The following is a 14,400-nucleotide window of genomic DNA, read 5'->3' as shown; positions in this document are numbered from 1 at the left end:
GCCCCCGCCCCTCACAGCGAGGTGGCAGGCCAGCCGAGGAGTCGCGCGCCGATGACCGCCGTCTGCAGGGTGTAGCGGTCCAGGGGGTCGGCGGGGTCGGATCCGGTGAGGGCGCGGATGCGTTCCAGGCGGTACGTGAGTGCTCGTACGCTCAACGACAGTTCACGTGCCGCCTGGGCCGCCACGCACCCGGTGTCGAAGTAGGCGATCAGGGTGTCCAGGAGGGGTTCGGCGCCGCCCCGCGCTTCTTCGAGCGGGCCGAGCGTGTTGAGCACCAGGTCCACCAGGGCCTGCCGGTCACGCGCGAGGACGGGAAAGACCAGGAGGTCGGCGGCGCGCAGCACGGGTTCGTCGAAGCCCATGCGGGTCGCGAGTTCCAGGGTGCTGACGGCTTCCTCGTAGCTGTGGGCGATACCGGCCGCGCCCGGCTGGGGACGGCCGATGGCGATGCGGCCGCCGTCGGTGGCGGCGTGCGCGCGCTTGGCGAAGTGGGTGAGGACCTCGTCCTGGTGGGCGGGGGCGATACAGACGAGGCGCCCGTCCTTGGTGGTGAGGAGGATGTGGCGGTCGCCGAAGCGGCCGACCATCTCGTTCTCCACGTCCCGCGACACGGGGTCGGTCTCGTCGTAGGCGCAGGGCCCCTCGGCCACGGCCACCGCGTGCGCGTGGGACAACCGCAAGCCGAACCGTTCGGCCCGGGCGCCGAGCCGGCCCAGGTCGCCTCGCCCGTACAGGAGGTCGTCGATCAGCTCGCGGCGGGCGGCCTCTTCCTGGCGGACGACTAGACGCTGGGCGTGTTCGTAGCCCTCGGCGAAGGCGTCGATGGCCTGTTCGGCGGTCGCGAGGAGGTGGTCCGGGTCGCCGGTCGCGGGGCGGTGGATCCGGGTGGCGCTGAGGTGCTCGCGTATGAGGACGCGCCACGCGTATCCGGCGTGCGCGGCCTGCGCGCCGAGTGCCCGGCGTGACGTCAGTTCCTCACGGGTCAGTCGGCGCCCGGTCGCGGCCGCGCGGGTGAGGATGTCGGCGTAGCCGTCGAGCAGTTGCTCGGGGATCTCCTGGGTGGTCATCAGCTCTCCCTCGACGGGTTCGATGGCTGGGGAGCGGGCCGCGCGAGGCGGCGTAGGCACGCACGGCAGCGCGGCGCGGGTGGGCGGTACACCGGGTGAGCGGTACACACTGCCGGGCAGGCGGAAGACGGCAACTGGGCGCAAGAAGAGGGGAGTTGGAGCCCCGGCCACACCAGGGGTGGTCACACCAGAGGCGGTCACACCGGGGGCGGTCACTCAGCGGCGCGGGTCGCTCGTCATGGTGCCGTAGATATCAGGAACGCTGTCGCGGGCGGAGTTGTCGACACGTACGACTCGGGGGGCGCGCACTGCGTGGCCCATGCCTCGCCCCCACCTCTCCGGCCTCGGCGATCGGCGTCGCCTGCTTGATGGTTGAGCGACCAGTCGCTCAACAGAGCCGGTCGACCGCTCAACAGAGCACCTTGGCTCAATTCATCACTTTACCGTACGAGGTCCAGGGCCTCAGTTTCTCGGGGTTACGTACCGCCCACAGGCGCGTGATCCGGTCGTCCTCGACGTCGAAGGCCAGCACGGACGTGGTGATGCCGTCGTGCTGGACCACCAGGCCGGGCTGGCCGTTGACCGTGCGTTCCAGGATCGTCTGGTGGAACGGCTGCTCGTCGATGACGGCGGAGACGGCGACCAGGTACCGCGCGATCTCCTCGCTTCCCGTGAGGGGGTGGGGCACGGAGTTGACCAGCCCTCCGCCGTCGGCGAGGGCCGTGGCGTCGGGGTCGAGTACGCCGATGAGCGCGGCGATGTCCTTGGTCTCCCAGGCGTGCTTGAAGTCCCTGACGACGGCGGCTCGCCGGGCCGCCGGAGTGGCGGGCATGTGCGAGGCACGGGTGCGGCGGCGCGCCGATGACGCCAGTTGGCGACAGGCAGCCGGGCTGCGGCCGACGATCTCGGCCACTTCCGCGAAGGAGTAGCGGAAGACGTCGTGCAGGATGAACGCGACGCGCTCGGCAGGGGTCATCGACTCAAGCACGACGAGGAAGGCCATGTTGACCGACTCGTCGAGAGTGACCCGGTCGGCCGGGTCGGCGGTCGCCCCGCCCTGCCGCCCGTCGGCCCACTCCGTGCGATCGGGCAGCGGTTCCGGAATCCATTCGCCCACGTAGCTCTCGCGCCGGACCCGTGCCGAGCGGAGCTGGTCGAGGCAGATGCGCCCGGCGACCCTCGTCAGCCAGGCACCGGGGGATTCGATGGCCTCTTGCTGCTGCGGGGACATCGCGTACCAGCGGACGTAGGCCTCTTGTACGACGTCCTCGGCGTCCGCCAGGGAGCCGAGGAGCCGGTACGCGAGATTGATCAGCTGCCGCCGTTCGCCCATGACTGCACTCAGGCTCGCGTCGATGTGTCCGTCTCCGGGCTCGTGCTGGGTCCCCATGGTGTCGCCACTCCCTTGCCGCGTCAGCCGTCCCGCATCCGACGGGACGGGACAGCCTCTCCGACATCCGACGAGACAGCCCCTCGAAATGTGACGTCGCGCCCGCGCCGCACATTCCGCAGGGCCTCCCCGCGGCACATTCCGCAGGGCCTCCACGCCTCGCATTCCGCGGGACCTCCACGCCTCGCATTCCGCAGGGCCACCCGCCTCACATTCCGCCGACCCGCCTCGTCGGTACTGCTGGGACCAAGACGATCCCGCGAACAGCCGTTCCGCCCACCGGGCGGGCCGCTGCCCGAGCAGGCCAAGAAACAGGGAGATCACCATGGAAGCCCGTCTCGACTTCCTCGCCAATCCGGTCTCGGCCGGTGCCGTCAAGCACCTCGCCATCGCGGGCAGGTCGCTCCTGGAGTCGACTCTGCCGGCCGCGACGCGGGAGCTGGTCGAGCTCCGCGTCAGCCAGATCAACGGCTGCGGATTCTGCGTCGACATACACACCAAGGAGGCCGCGCACGCCGGAGAGACCCAGCAGCGCCTGCACCTGGTCGCCGCCTGGCGCGAGGCCACGGTGTTCACCGACGCCGAACGGGCCGCCCTGGAGCTGGCGGAGGAGGCCACCAGGATCGCGGACGCCGCCGGTGGCGTGCCGGACGAGGTGTGGGCGAACGCCGCCAAGCACCACGACGAGGACCAGCTCGCCGCCCTGGTGTCGGCCATCGCCCTCATCAACGCCTTCAACCGTCTGAACGTGCTCACGCAGCACCCGGCGGGCGACTACAAGGTCGGCCAGTTCGGCTGACCCGGATCCACCACGGCTGGCGCCCCGGCCCGAGCGGCCGGGCCCAGCCGTCCACGCGCATGGACGAGAAGCAATCACAAGAAGCAACCACGAGAAGCAATGACGAGAAAAGAGGCAGGAGGCACGATGCCCACCCCCATCAGCGTCGGCGAACTGACCGGCGCCTATGTGCTCGACGCGGCCCACTCCCGGGTCGGTTTCGTCGGTCGGCACACCTTGTCGACCAGGGTCCGCGGGGAGTTCGAGGAGTACGAGGGCAGCGCGTACCTGTTCGGCGACCAGCCGTCGAAGTCGAGCGCACGCCTCACCATCCGGGCGATGAGCCTGCAGACGCACCAACGGCAGCGCGACGACCATCTGCGCGGCACCTTCCTGGACACGGACAATCACCCCTTCATCCTCTTCGCGTCCACCGAGGTGCGGCCGGTCGACGAGACCACCTACCAGGTCACCGGCGACCTGACGATGCGCGGCGTGACCAAGCCGGTCACCCTCCACGTCGAGCTGACCGCCGCCGAGACGGACGCGCGGGGCAACCTCCGGGTCGGTTTCCTGGGCAAGACCACCATCAACCGCAAGGACTGGGGCCTGAACCAGAACGCCGTGACGTCCGTCCTCGTGAGCCCGAAGGTGACGCTGGAGTTCGACGTCATCGCCGTACGGCAGCCCTGACCGCCCGACGACCCAGAGCCCGCGGGGCAAGGACAAAGGAAAGGAACACGATGGCGACGAGACTGCGCGTCGTGACACTGAACGTCTGGAACAGCCGCGGCGACGCCCCCGCACGGGCGGCCCTGATCAACGCCGAGCTGCGGCGGCTCGCGCCGGATCTCGTCGCCCTCCAGGAGGTTCTGCCGGACCAACTGCCCGACCTGATCGAGGGGACAGGCCTGCACGGCACCCACCAGACGCAGACCGCCGCGACGACCCCGCCCCACGCTGATCGCTACGGCGGGACGGCGATCGCGACACGGTGGCCGCACCGCGTCGTCGAAGTCCTCGACCAGCGCGGCGCGGACGCGCCCGACGTCCCCTGGCTCACACCGGCCGCCCTCGTGCCGCTGCCCGGCCTCGACGACGTGCTGTTCATCGCGCCCACGACGTCCTTCCGGCTCGAGGCCGAAGCGCAACGGGAGCGTCAGGTACTGGCCTTGAGCGACCTGGATGCCCGGCACCGCACCGCCCTGCCAACGATCATGGCCGGTGACTTCAACGCGGACCCGGACTCCGCGAGCATCCGCTATCTGACCGGCCGGCAGTCACTCTCGGGGCGCGGCACCCACTTCCACGACGCGTGGGACGTGGCCGGTTCCGGCCCCGGACACACCTGGACCGCCGACAACCCCTACGCGGCCGAGGACATCGAGCTCCTGGTGCGGCAGCCCGGCCACCGCCGCCGGATCGACTACGTCTTCGTCGGCTCCCCGCACGCGCACCCGAATGCCTTCGCTCGCGTACGGAGCGCCGACCTCGCCTTCGACAAACCGACCGACGGCATATGGCCCAGCGATCACTACGGGGTCGTCGCCGACCTGGAGGTGGGGCTGCTCACGACAGAGCGGGGATGACCGTCGTGCCGTACCCCTCGATGACGTCCTCGCGTGCGTCGTGCATCGCGTACAGGGCGAACTGGTCGACGCCCAGGCGCTTCAACTCCCCGAGCTTGTCGACGTGTTGTTGTGCCGTGCCGATGACGCAGAAGCGGTCCACGATCTCGTCGGGGACGAAGGCCGTGTCGGGGTTGTCGGTGCGGCCGTGGTGGGAGTAGTCGTAGCCCTCGCGGGCCTTGATGTACTCGGTGAGTGCCTCGGGGACGAGGTCCGAGTGTTCGCCGTACTTCGCCACCAGGTCGGCGACGTGATTGCCGACCATCCCGCCGAACCAGCGGCACTGCTCACGGGCGTGGGCGAGGGCGGCGGGTGAGTCGTCCTCCGTGAGGTAGGCGGGGGCAGCGACGCAGATCGTGACCGAGGACGGGTCGCGGCCCGCCGCCGCGGCGGCGTCGCGGACCGCCTTGACCATCGTCTCCGTCAGATACGGGTCGGCGAGCTGGAGGATGAAACCGTCCGCCTCCTCGCCCGCCATCTTCAGCGCCTTGGGCCCGTACGCGGCCATCCACACCGGAAGCCGTGCGTCCGGTCCGATCCAGGGGAAGCGGACGGTGGTGCCGCCCAGGTCCGCCTCCTCGCCCGAGGCAAGCGCGCGGATGACCTTCATGGCCTCGCTGATCCGGGCGAGGGTGTTCGGGGTGCGGCCCGCCACCCGCATCGCGCTGTCACCGCGGCCGATGCCGCAGACGGTGCGGTTGCCGTACATGTCGTTGAGCGTGGCGAACGTGGAGGCCGTCACCTCCCAGGTCCGGGTGCCCGGGTTGGTGACCATCGGGCCGACGACGAGACGGTCCGTGTTCGCCAGGATCTGGCTGTAGATGACGAAGGGCTCCTGCCACAGCACGGCCGAGTCGAAGGTCCAGCCGTAGCGGAAGCCGTTCCGTTCGGCGCGCTTCATGAGGCTGATGACCTGCGCGGCCGGCGGATCGGTCTGCAGGACGAGTCCGAAGTCCATGGTGCGTCGCCTCTCCTAGCCGAGGTACTGGGTGGTGCCGCGCGGGACGTACGCGCCGTGCCCGGCGTGGCCGGTGAACTTCCGCTGGTCGATGACCACTTCACCGCGGGACAGGACCGTCTCCACCTGACCCATGACGTGCTTGCCCTCGTATGCGGAGTAGTCCACGTTCATGTGGTGCGTTTCCGCCGACATGACCTGCTCGGCGGTCGGGTCGTAGATGACGACGTCCGCGTCCGCGCCCGGCGCGATCGTGCCCTTCTTGCCGTACAGGCCGAACATCCGGGCCGGGCTGGCGCAGGCGATCTCGATCCAGCGGCGGCGGCTGATGTGCCCGTCGACGACGGCCTGGTGCAGGAGGTCCATGCGGTTCTCGACGCCCGGCAGGCCGTTCGGGATCTTGGAGAAGTCGCCGCGGCCGAGCTCCTTCTGCCCCACGAAGCAGAACGGGCAGTGGTCCGTGGAGACCACCTGGAGGTCGTTCGTGCGCAGGCCGCGCCAGAGCGCCGCCTGGTGCTCGCGCGGCCGCAGCGGGGTCGAGCAGACGTACTTGGAGCCCTCGAAGTCGGGCTCCGCGAGGTTGTCCGTGGAGAGGAACAGGTACTGCGGGCAGGTCTCCCCGAAGACCGGCAGGCCCTCGTCACGGGCCCTGGCCAGCTCGGCCACCGCCTCCTGCGCCGACACGTGCACCACGTACACCGGCGCCCCCGCCACCTGGGCGAGCTTGATCACCCGGTGGGTCGCCTCCGCCTCCAGGAGCGACTTGCGCACCTCTCCGTGGTAGCGCGGGTCCGTCTCACCGCGTGCGAGGGCCTGCTCCACCAGGACGTCGATGGCGAGGCCGTTCTCCGCGTGCGTCATGATCAGCCCGCCGTTGACGGCGGCCCGCTGCATCGCCCGCAGGATCTGGCCGTCGTCGCTGAAGAAGACGCCGGGGTACGCGGTGAAGAGCTTGAAGGAGCTGACCCCTTCCTCGACGAGGTAATCCATTTCCTTCAGGGTCCTCTCGTTGACGTCCGAGAGGATCATGTGGAAGCCGTAGTCGATCGCGCACTTGCCGTCCGCCTTTGCGTACCAGGCGTCGAGGCCCGCGCGCAGCGCCTGTCCCTTGGTCTGCACGGCGAAGTCCACGATGGTCGTGGTGCCGCCCCAGGCCGCGGCCCGGGTGCCCGTCTCGAAGTCGTCGGACGAGAAGGTGCCGCCGAAGGGGAAGTCCATGTGCGTGTGCGCGTCGACTCCCCCCGGGATCACGTACTTGTGGGAGGCGTCTATGACGCGGTCCGCGGTCCACGCCTCGGCGGCGCCCGAGCCGTGGGCGGCGAGCGCGGCGATCCTGCCGTCCTCGATCAGCACGTCGGCGTGGGTCTCTTCGGCGGCGGTGATGACGAGTCCGCCGCGGATCAGGGTGCGGGTACTCATGATGGGGCGCTCCCTTTCATGCTCGTACGTCTCTCCGGTCGGGCACCTGAACTAGGCGCTCCGCAGCGCTTGTTCGAGGATCGACGCCCCCTCTTCCGCCTCCGCGACGGTCAGCGAGAGGGGCGGGGCGACGCGCAGGACGCTGGTGTCGTGGCCGCCGCCCTTGCCGATGAGGAGTCCGCCCTCGCGGGCTGCTTCGAGGACGGCGGCCGCCGCCCGCGGATTGGCCCGGCCGGTCTCGGGGTCGGTCAGCTCGATGCCGATCATCAGACCCCGTCCGCGTACTTCGCGTACGACGGGAAGCTGGGCGCAGATGGCGCGCAGTCGCTCGATGAGCAGACCGCCGACGCGCCGCGCGTTCCCCTGGAGGTCGTGTTCCAGGAGATACGTGAGGTTGGCGAGGCCGGCCGCCATGGTGACCGGTGAGCCGCCGAAGGTCGAGATGGAGTTGGAGTCGAGGGAGTTCATGACCTCGGCGCTCGCGACGACACCGCCGATGGACATGCCGTTGCCGATGCCCTTGGCGAAGGTCAGGATGTCCGGCGGGCCGTTCTCGGCGTGCGCCTGCCAGCCCCAGAAGTGGTCACCGGTGCGTCCCCAGCCGGTCTGCACCTCGTCCGAGATCCACAGGACGCCGTGCTCCCACAGGACTTCACGGAAGGCGGCATAGAGCCCGTCCGGTGGCGAGGTGAAGCCGCCGACGCCCTGGATGGGCTCGGCGATCAGCGCCGCCACTCCCCCGCGCGCCTGCCCGAGCATGTCCTTGAGGTCGGCGACGCAGGCCTCGATGAACTCGGCGTCGCTCAGCGCGGCGTACGGTCCGCGGCCGCGGACGCCGCCGTGGACGTACAGCGTCTGGAGCGGCGAGAGGCTGGTGGGTGACCAGGCGTTGTTGCCGGTGATGCCGACGGCCGTGAAGGAGCGGCCGTGGTAGCTGTTGCGCATCGCCAGGATCTGGTTCGAGCGGCGGTGCGCGGTGGCCAGGAGCAGGGCAGTGTCGTTGGCCTCGGTGCCCGACGTGGCGAAGAAGACGCGGGCGTCCGGGATGCCGGAGAGGCCGGCGACCCGTTCCGCGAGGTCGATCATCGGCCGGTTGAGGTAGAGCGTGGAGGAGTGGATGATCCGCCCGGCCTGCTCGCTGACCGCCTTGGTGACCTCGGGCAGCGCGTGGGCGGTCATGGTGGTGAGGATGCCGCCGAAGAAGTCGAGGTACTGATTGCCGTGCGCGTCCCAGACGCGGCGGCCCTCCCCGTGGGTGATCTCCAGCGGGTCGGCGTAGTAGAGGGCGAGCCACTCGGGCAGGACGGCCTTGTGGCGGGCGTGGAGGTCACTCACGGCTGTACCAGTCCTTCGTACGCGTCGGGTCGGCGGTCCCGGTAGAACGCCCACTGCTGGCGTACTTCCTCGATCAGGCCCAAGTCCAGATCCCTGACGACGAGTTCCTCGGTCTTGTCGCTCGCCCTCTCGCCGACGAACTGGCCGCGCGGGTCGACGAAGTACGACGTGCCGTAGAAGTCGTTGTCGCCGTACTCCTCGACGCCCACGCGGTTGATGGCGGCGACGAAGTACTCGTTGGCGACGGCCGCGGCGGGCTGTTCCAGTTGCCAGAGGTAGGCGGAGAGGCCGCGGGACGTGGCGGAGGGGTTGTAGACGATCTGGGCGCCGTTCAGGCCGAGCTGGCGCCAGCCCTCGGGGAAGTGGCGGTCGTAGCAGATGTAGACGCCGACCTTGCCGACCGCCGTCTCGAAGACGGGCCAGCCCGCGTTGCCCGGCTTGAAGTAGTACTTCTCCCAGAAGCCCTTGACCTGGGGGATGTGGTGCTTGCGGTACTTGCCGAGGTACGAGCCGTCGGAGTCGATGACGGCGGCGGTGTTGTAGTAGAACCCCGACTGCTCGACCTCGAAGACCGGGACGACGACGACCATGCCGGTCTCGCGGGCGAGTTCCTGCATCCGCGTGACGGTGGGCCCGTCCGGCACCGGCTCGGCCCAGCGGTAGTGCTCGGGCTCCTGCACCTGGCAGAAGTAGGGGGCGTTGAACACTTCCTGGAAGCCGATGATCTTCGCACCCTGGCGGGCCGCCTCGCGGGCGTGCTCCTCGTGCTTGGCAATCATGGATTCGGTGTCGCCTGTCCAGGTTGCCTGGACCAGTGCGGCGCGTACGACGTTGGCCATGAGCTGCTCCTTCGACGGGACGTCAGAGAGCCTCTACGCCCGTAGACTTGGTGCGTAGACAGGAAAACGTAAGCCTCCCCGACGGGCTGGGCAAGACCATCGCCGTGAACCGGCGGAGTCGATCATGTTTCGCACCCAAGCGGGCGAGAAGCGGCGCGTAACGCGCAGACGAAACAGGTGCGGCAGGCGCTTCAGGCGCTGAATCCGGCAACACGCAACGCGTGCACGAGGTCCCAGTGGCGCTCGTCCGAAACGCCCTGCGCCGCTTGCAGGAGCAGCGGGATGAGGCGGTACGGATCGGTGTGCGCGCAGCCCGCCGTGTCCTCGGGGGTCCGTACGCGGATGTAGGCGTCGAGCAGGGCGCGGGCCTCGCGCTCGCGGCCCGCGTCGATCAGCGCGAGCACCGCTTCGGCGATTTCCGGGGCGGGCCGGGAGACTCCCTGCCGCAGCAGCTTGCGGCAGTCGTCGGCGCGGCCCGCTCCGGCGAGGGCGTCGGCCAGCGCGACGAGGCGGTCGGGCGGCAGCGACGCGGCCTCCCAGAGCAGCGTCGACCAGTCGGCGCCGAGGCCCGCGCGGTGCAGTTCACCGGCGAACACGGGAAGGCGCCGCGCGGGCCAGCCCGCGGCCTCCACGAGGACGGCGTGCGCCTCGCCGCTGCGGCCCTCGCCCCGGAGCTTGATGAGCGCGGCGACGGCTTCGGCGGTGGCCCGCTCGGCGTCATGGTCCGGCTCCGCGACGTCACGGCGCCCGCTGACGTCCGGCTCTTCGGCGGAGCCCCCGAACCGCGCGCCGCGCGGGCTGTTCACGGCGGGCGACCGGGCGCCCGTACCCGGTGCGGCGCCGGTACCGGTCTCGTCCGCGCCCTCGTCGTCCGCCCCGGAGAACCCCGCGAACCGGGCGCCGCGGGGCCGTCGCGGACGGCGGGACGTGTCGCGCGACTTACGGCCCTGCTTGGGGACGTGGGTCTCGTCGGACCGCACCGCGGAGTCGGCCGACAAGGTGCGGGCGTCGGGAGCTGGGGCGTCCTGCCCGTCCGGCGCGGCACCGAACTCCGGCGCGCGGGCGCCGGGATCGACGGCCGCGTCTCCGGGGCCACCGGCACCGACCCCGAAGCCCTCGTCAGTACGGGAGCCGAAGTCGTCGGCGGCAGGCACCCCGAAGGCGTTCCGCGGCGGCTCGTCATGGTCACCGGGTGCCGTGAAGTCCTCCGCTCCCGCAGCCGCGAAGTCGTCCGCGCCCACGGCCGCGAAATCGTCCGAGACCGGTGTCCCGAAGTCGACCCACTGCGGGCGGTCCGCCCGGTCCAACCGCTCGATGCGCTGTCGGAGTTCCGCACACCGCGCGGTCGCCCGCTCGTGGTCGTCGCGCACCCAGGCCAGATCGCGGTTGAGCCGCTCCACCTCCTCCGGTGTGTCCGCGGCCGCGAGGGAGTAGCCCAGTTCCACCTGCCGCTCCACGGCGAACCGCTGCTCGGTGAGCATCATGTCGAGGCGCTCGCCGAGCAGCCCGCGGCCTCCGGGGCGCGCGTCGTACGCGGCCAGTGAGGCCGCGTGCAGAGCCCTCGCCCGCTCCGTCTCGCGCTCGGCGGCCTGCGCCCCGTACCTCGCGGCCAGGTCGTGCAGCAGCGCCTCCACCACGTCCCAGGGCGGCACTTCCGAGCCGTCCAGGCAGGCCTGCATCCCCTCGGGGTCACGCGACCAGAACACGCCGCACCACCCGGCGCCCGGGTCGAGGCGCGCCAGGAGGTCTCTCAGGTACCTCGCGAACTCCCGGACCTGTTCAGGGAGTTGTCCTACTGCCATCCGAGCCAGCACCGCCCCATGGAGCCTGGAGTCTTCCGGTCCGGAAGATAACACCAGACGTGTTACGGGACGACTACACGCGGTTTTCCGACCGCCCGACAGCACCTCACACGCCACTGCCCGCGCCGTGAGCGAGGGCGCGGGAGCGCCTCACCTCACGCCGGCGTGAGCGGCACCAGCGCGCATGTCTCGGCGACCTCGTCCAGCGAGAGGCCGAGGGTCACCGCGAGCGCCGACACGGTGAAGAACGCGGGCGTGGGGGCCCGCCCCGTCTCGATCTTGCGGAGCGTCTCGGCGGAGAGCCCGGCGCTCGCGGCCACCTCCACCATGCTCCGCTCGCCACGCGCCGAACGCAGGAGACGGCCGAGCCGCTCGCCGCGTTCGCGCTCCTCAGGGGTCAGGGGGGTCCGCACCATGCGGCCAGTCTAGTCCGTCTCCGCGCGGAATCCCATTCTCATACCGGTATAGTAATTGGCATGGTGGAACTCAAGACAGACACATCTATCGACGCGATGCGCGAAGCGGGCCGGATCGTCGCCCAGGCCCTGACGGCCGTGCGGGAGGCGGCGGGCGTCGGCGTCTCGCTGCTCGAACTGGACGAGGTGGCGCACGCCGTGCTGCGGGACGCGGGCGCGACCTCGCCCTTCCTCGGCTACCGCCCCTCGTTCGCCCCCACACCGTTCCCCGCGGTCCTCTGCACCTCGGTGAACGACGCGATCGTGCACGGCATCCCGACCGACTACCGGCTGCGGGAGGGCGACCTGCTCTCCGCGGACTTCGGCGCCGAGTTCGGCGGCTGGGCCGGCGACTCGGCGATCAGCTTCATCGTCGGCACGCCCCGCCCCGAGGACGTACGCCTCGTGGAGACCGCCGAGCGCGCCCTGGAGGCGGGCATCGCCGCGGCCGTCGTGGGCAACCGCATCGGCGACATCGCCCACGCGATCGGCACGGTGTGCAGGAAGGCGGGTTACGGCATCCCGGAAGGCTTCGGTGGGCACGGCATCGGCCGCCGCATGCACGAGGACCCGGGTGTTCCGAACGAAGGCCGCGCGGGCCGCGGCATGCCCCTGCGGCACGGCATGGCCCTGGCCATCGAGCCGATGGTGATCGCGAGCGGCAGCGACCACTACCACCCGGCGCCGGACGGCTGGACCCTGCGCACGAACGACGGCAGCCGCGCCGCCCACGCGGAGCACACGGTCGCGATCACGAACGACGGACCGCGCATCCTGACGGCCCTGTGACGCCGTAGGACCGCCCTGGGACTTCGCTGGACGGCCCTGTGACGTCGTAAGGCAATGGGGCGGGCGCGCCCTCGCAGGCCCGCCCGCCCCTGTCTCAGTGCGGCCGCACCACCATCGCCGAGCCGCCACCGCGCCGCGTCTTCTCCGCGGCGGCCAGCCACTTGCCGCCGGGCAGCCGCTGCACCCCGGTGGCCGCGCCGATCTCGGGGTTCTGCTTGAAGGAGTGCCCGATCGCCTCCAGGTCGGCCCGCAGCGGGCTCTCCCAGAGTCCCGGCTCCAGCTCGGTCTGGGCGGCGTTGCGCTGGCTCGCGCGCGGCGCGGCGATCGCGTCGACGAGCGGAAGGCCACGGTCGACGAACCCGGTCAGGGTCTGCAGCACGGTGGTGATGATGGTGGCACCGCCGGGCGATCCCAGCGCGACCAGCGGCCTGCCCTTCTCCAGGACGATCGTCGGCGAGATCGACGAGCGGGGCCGCTTGCCCGGACCCGGCAGGTTCGGGTCGTGCACGGCCGGGTCGGCCGGCGCGAAGGAGAAGTCGGTCAGTTCGTTGTTGAGCAGGAACCCGCGCCCCGGCACGGTGATGCCGCTGCCGCCGGTCGACTCGATGGTCAGGGTGTAGGCGACGACGTTGCCCCACTTGTCGGCCGCCGTGAGGTGCGTGGTGTTCTCCCCCTCGTACGTGGTCGGCGCGGCCTTGTCACCCGCCTTGCAGGAGGCGGGGTCCCGCGGGTTCCCCGGCGCGAGCGGGCTCTTCAGGACCGCGTCGTCGCGGATCAGGCACTCCCGCGAGTCGGCGAACCTCTGCGAGAGCAGTTCCTTCGTCGGTACGTCCTCGAAGGCGGGGTCGCCCACCCAGCGCCCGCGGTCGGCGAAGGCGATCCGGCTGGCCTCGATGAAACGGTGCAGGTACTTCTTCTTCGAGGCCTTCGAGAGGTCGGTCCGCTCAAGGATGTTGAGCGCCTCACCGACGGTCGTGCCGCCGGAGGACGAGGGAGCCATCGAGTAGACGTCGAGCCCCCGGTAGGAGGTCTTCGTCGGCGCCTGCCGCTTCACCGCGTACGCCTTGAGGTCCTTCGCCGACAGGTCGCCGGGCCTGGCCACCCGCCCCGACGCCGGGTCCACGGGCGGTTTGTTCACGGTCCGTACGACGTCCTTGCCGATGCCGCCCCGGTACATCGCCCCGACGCCCGCGCGCCCCAGCTCCTCGTACGTCTTGGCGAGGTCGGGGTTCTTGAACGTCGAGCCGACCACGGGCAGCGCACCGCCGGGCAGGAACAGCTTCGCGGAGTCGGGGAAGTCGGCGAACCGCGCCTGGTTCGCCTCGGTCTGCGAGCGGAAGGTCCCGTCCACCGTGAACCCGTCGCGCGCGAGCCGCTCGGCGGGCTTCAGGAGCGTGCCGAGCCGTTTGCTGCCCCACTTGTCCAGGGCGGACTGCCAGGTCGCCGGGGTGCCCGGCGTGCCCACGCCCAGGCCGCTGGTGACGGCGTCCGCGAAGGGGATCGGTTTGCCGTCCTCCAGGAAGAGGCCGGAGTCGGCCGTGCGCGGGGCCGTCTCGCGGCCGTCGATCGTGCTCACCTTGCGGCTCTTGGCGTCGTAGTGGACGAAGTAGCCGCCGCCTCCGACACCCGCGGAGTAGGGCTCGGTCACGCCGAGGGCGGCGGCCGTGGCGACCGCCGCGTCCACCGCGTTGCCGCCCTTCCTCAGGACCTCGATCCCGGCGGCCGACGCGTCCGCGTCGACGCTGGAGACGGCGCCGCCGGAGCCGACGGCCACCGGCACCTTCTCCGGGGACGAGACGCGAGGCGACGAGGCCGTTTCGGCCGAGCGCGGAGACGAAGGGGGCGCGGCCGCTCCGACCGACACCAACACCCCTCCGACCGCCAATAGCGTGAGATTCCGTACGACAGCACGACGCATCCGTACCTCCAGTCAACAGCCG

13 protein-coding genes are annotated in these 14,400 nt (G+C 70.9%); 4 read left to right on the top strand and 9 right to left on the bottom strand.

Translation table 11 applies throughout. The features are described from left to right. Positions 1 to 11: 11 nt before the first annotated feature. Both ACWFRU_RS10730 and sigJ read right to left on the bottom strand, forming a co-directional pair. Positions 12 to 1,067: a PucR family transcriptional regulator gene (locus tag ACWFRU_RS10730; protein ID WP_453685745.1), complete on the bottom strand. Its 1,056-nt coding sequence runs from the start codon at positions 1,065 to 1,067 to the stop codon at positions 12 to 14. A 427-nt stretch (positions 1,068 to 1,494) separates the two neighbouring features. Further along, complete coding sequence (gene sigJ, locus ACWFRU_RS10725; protein ID WP_453685744.1) at positions 1,495 to 2,457, bottom strand: RNA polymerase sigma factor SigJ; 963 nt, start codon at positions 2,455 to 2,457, stop codon at positions 1,495 to 1,497. A gap of 325 nt (positions 2,458 to 2,782) precedes the next feature. Between sigJ and ACWFRU_RS10720 the strand changes: the two genes are divergently transcribed. The 3 genes from ACWFRU_RS10720 (at position 2,783) to ACWFRU_RS10710 (ending at position 4,824) form a co-directional block, all read left to right on the top strand. Next, complete coding sequence (locus ACWFRU_RS10720; protein ID WP_453685743.1) at positions 2,783 to 3,256, top strand: carboxymuconolactone decarboxylase family protein; 474 nt, start codon at positions 2,783 to 2,785, stop codon at positions 3,254 to 3,256. 126 nt (positions 3,257 to 3,382) lie between these two features. Next, positions 3,383 to 3,928, top strand: coding sequence for a YceI family protein (locus ACWFRU_RS10715; RefSeq protein ID WP_453685742.1), 546 nt, complete (start codon positions 3,383 to 3,385; stop codon positions 3,926 to 3,928). Positions 3,929 to 3,978: 50 nt separating this feature from the next. Further along, positions 3,979 to 4,824, top strand: a complete 846-nt coding sequence (locus ACWFRU_RS10710) for an endonuclease/exonuclease/phosphatase family protein (RefSeq protein WP_453685741.1) — start codon at positions 3,979 to 3,981, stop codon at positions 4,822 to 4,824. Here ACWFRU_RS10710 and ACWFRU_RS10705 read toward each other — a convergent pair. From ACWFRU_RS10705 to ACWFRU_RS10680, 6 genes are all read right to left on the bottom strand, one after another. Further along, on the bottom strand, positions 4,805 to 5,821 hold the full coding sequence (locus ACWFRU_RS10705) for a TIGR03842 family LLM class F420-dependent oxidoreductase (RefSeq protein ID WP_453685740.1): 1,017 nt from the start codon (positions 5,819 to 5,821) through the stop codon (positions 4,805 to 4,807). The two genes, ACWFRU_RS10710 and ACWFRU_RS10705, sit on opposite strands and share 20 nt — an antisense overlap. Before the next feature lie 15 nt (positions 5,822 to 5,836). Beyond that, a complete protein-coding gene (hydA, locus tag ACWFRU_RS10700; RefSeq protein WP_453685739.1) occupies positions 5,837 to 7,240 on the bottom strand; it encodes a dihydropyrimidinase in 1,404 nt (467 codons plus the stop codon). A gap of 51 nt (positions 7,241 to 7,291) precedes the next feature. Next, positions 7,292 to 8,575 (bottom strand): aspartate aminotransferase family protein, encoded by a 1,284-nt coding sequence (locus ACWFRU_RS10695; RefSeq protein ID WP_453685738.1) that lies wholly within the window; start codon positions 8,573 to 8,575, stop codon positions 7,292 to 7,294. Then, the gene (locus tag ACWFRU_RS10690) at positions 8,572 to 9,414 is read right to left on the bottom strand and encodes a nitrilase-related carbon-nitrogen hydrolase (RefSeq protein ID WP_453685737.1); all 843 of its coding nucleotides are present in this window, start codon (positions 9,412 to 9,414) and stop codon (positions 8,572 to 8,574) included. Before ACWFRU_RS10690 ends, ACWFRU_RS10695 begins: the two co-directional genes overlap by 4 nt. A gap of 191 nt (positions 9,415 to 9,605) precedes the next feature. Next, positions 9,606 to 11,216, bottom strand: coding sequence for a hypothetical protein (locus ACWFRU_RS10685; protein ID WP_453685736.1), 1,611 nt, complete (start codon positions 11,214 to 11,216; stop codon positions 9,606 to 9,608). A gap of 155 nt (positions 11,217 to 11,371) precedes the next feature. Further along, positions 11,372 to 11,632: a helix-turn-helix domain-containing protein gene (locus ACWFRU_RS10680; protein ID WP_453685735.1), complete on the bottom strand. Its 261-nt coding sequence runs from the start codon at positions 11,630 to 11,632 to the stop codon at positions 11,372 to 11,374. Between the two features lie 60 nt (positions 11,633 to 11,692). On the opposite strand from ACWFRU_RS10680, the gene map reads away from it, so the two are divergent. Beyond that, complete coding sequence (gene map / locus ACWFRU_RS10675) at positions 11,693 to 12,460, top strand: type I methionyl aminopeptidase (protein WP_453685734.1); 768 nt, start codon at positions 11,693 to 11,695, stop codon at positions 12,458 to 12,460. 94 nt (positions 12,461 to 12,554) lie between these two features. Here the strand turns inward: map and ggt are convergent, their stop codons facing one another. Further along, complete coding sequence (gene ggt, locus ACWFRU_RS10670; protein ID WP_453685733.1) at positions 12,555 to 14,378, bottom strand: gamma-glutamyltransferase; 1,824 nt, start codon at positions 14,376 to 14,378, stop codon at positions 12,555 to 12,557. Positions 14,379 to 14,400 lie beyond the last annotated feature (22 nt).

The organism is Streptomyces sp. NPDC055099 (assembly GCF_053607685.1).
The sequence above is the reverse complement of the archived record's forward strand: the minus strand, read 5'-3'. Positions and strand labels throughout refer to the sequence as shown.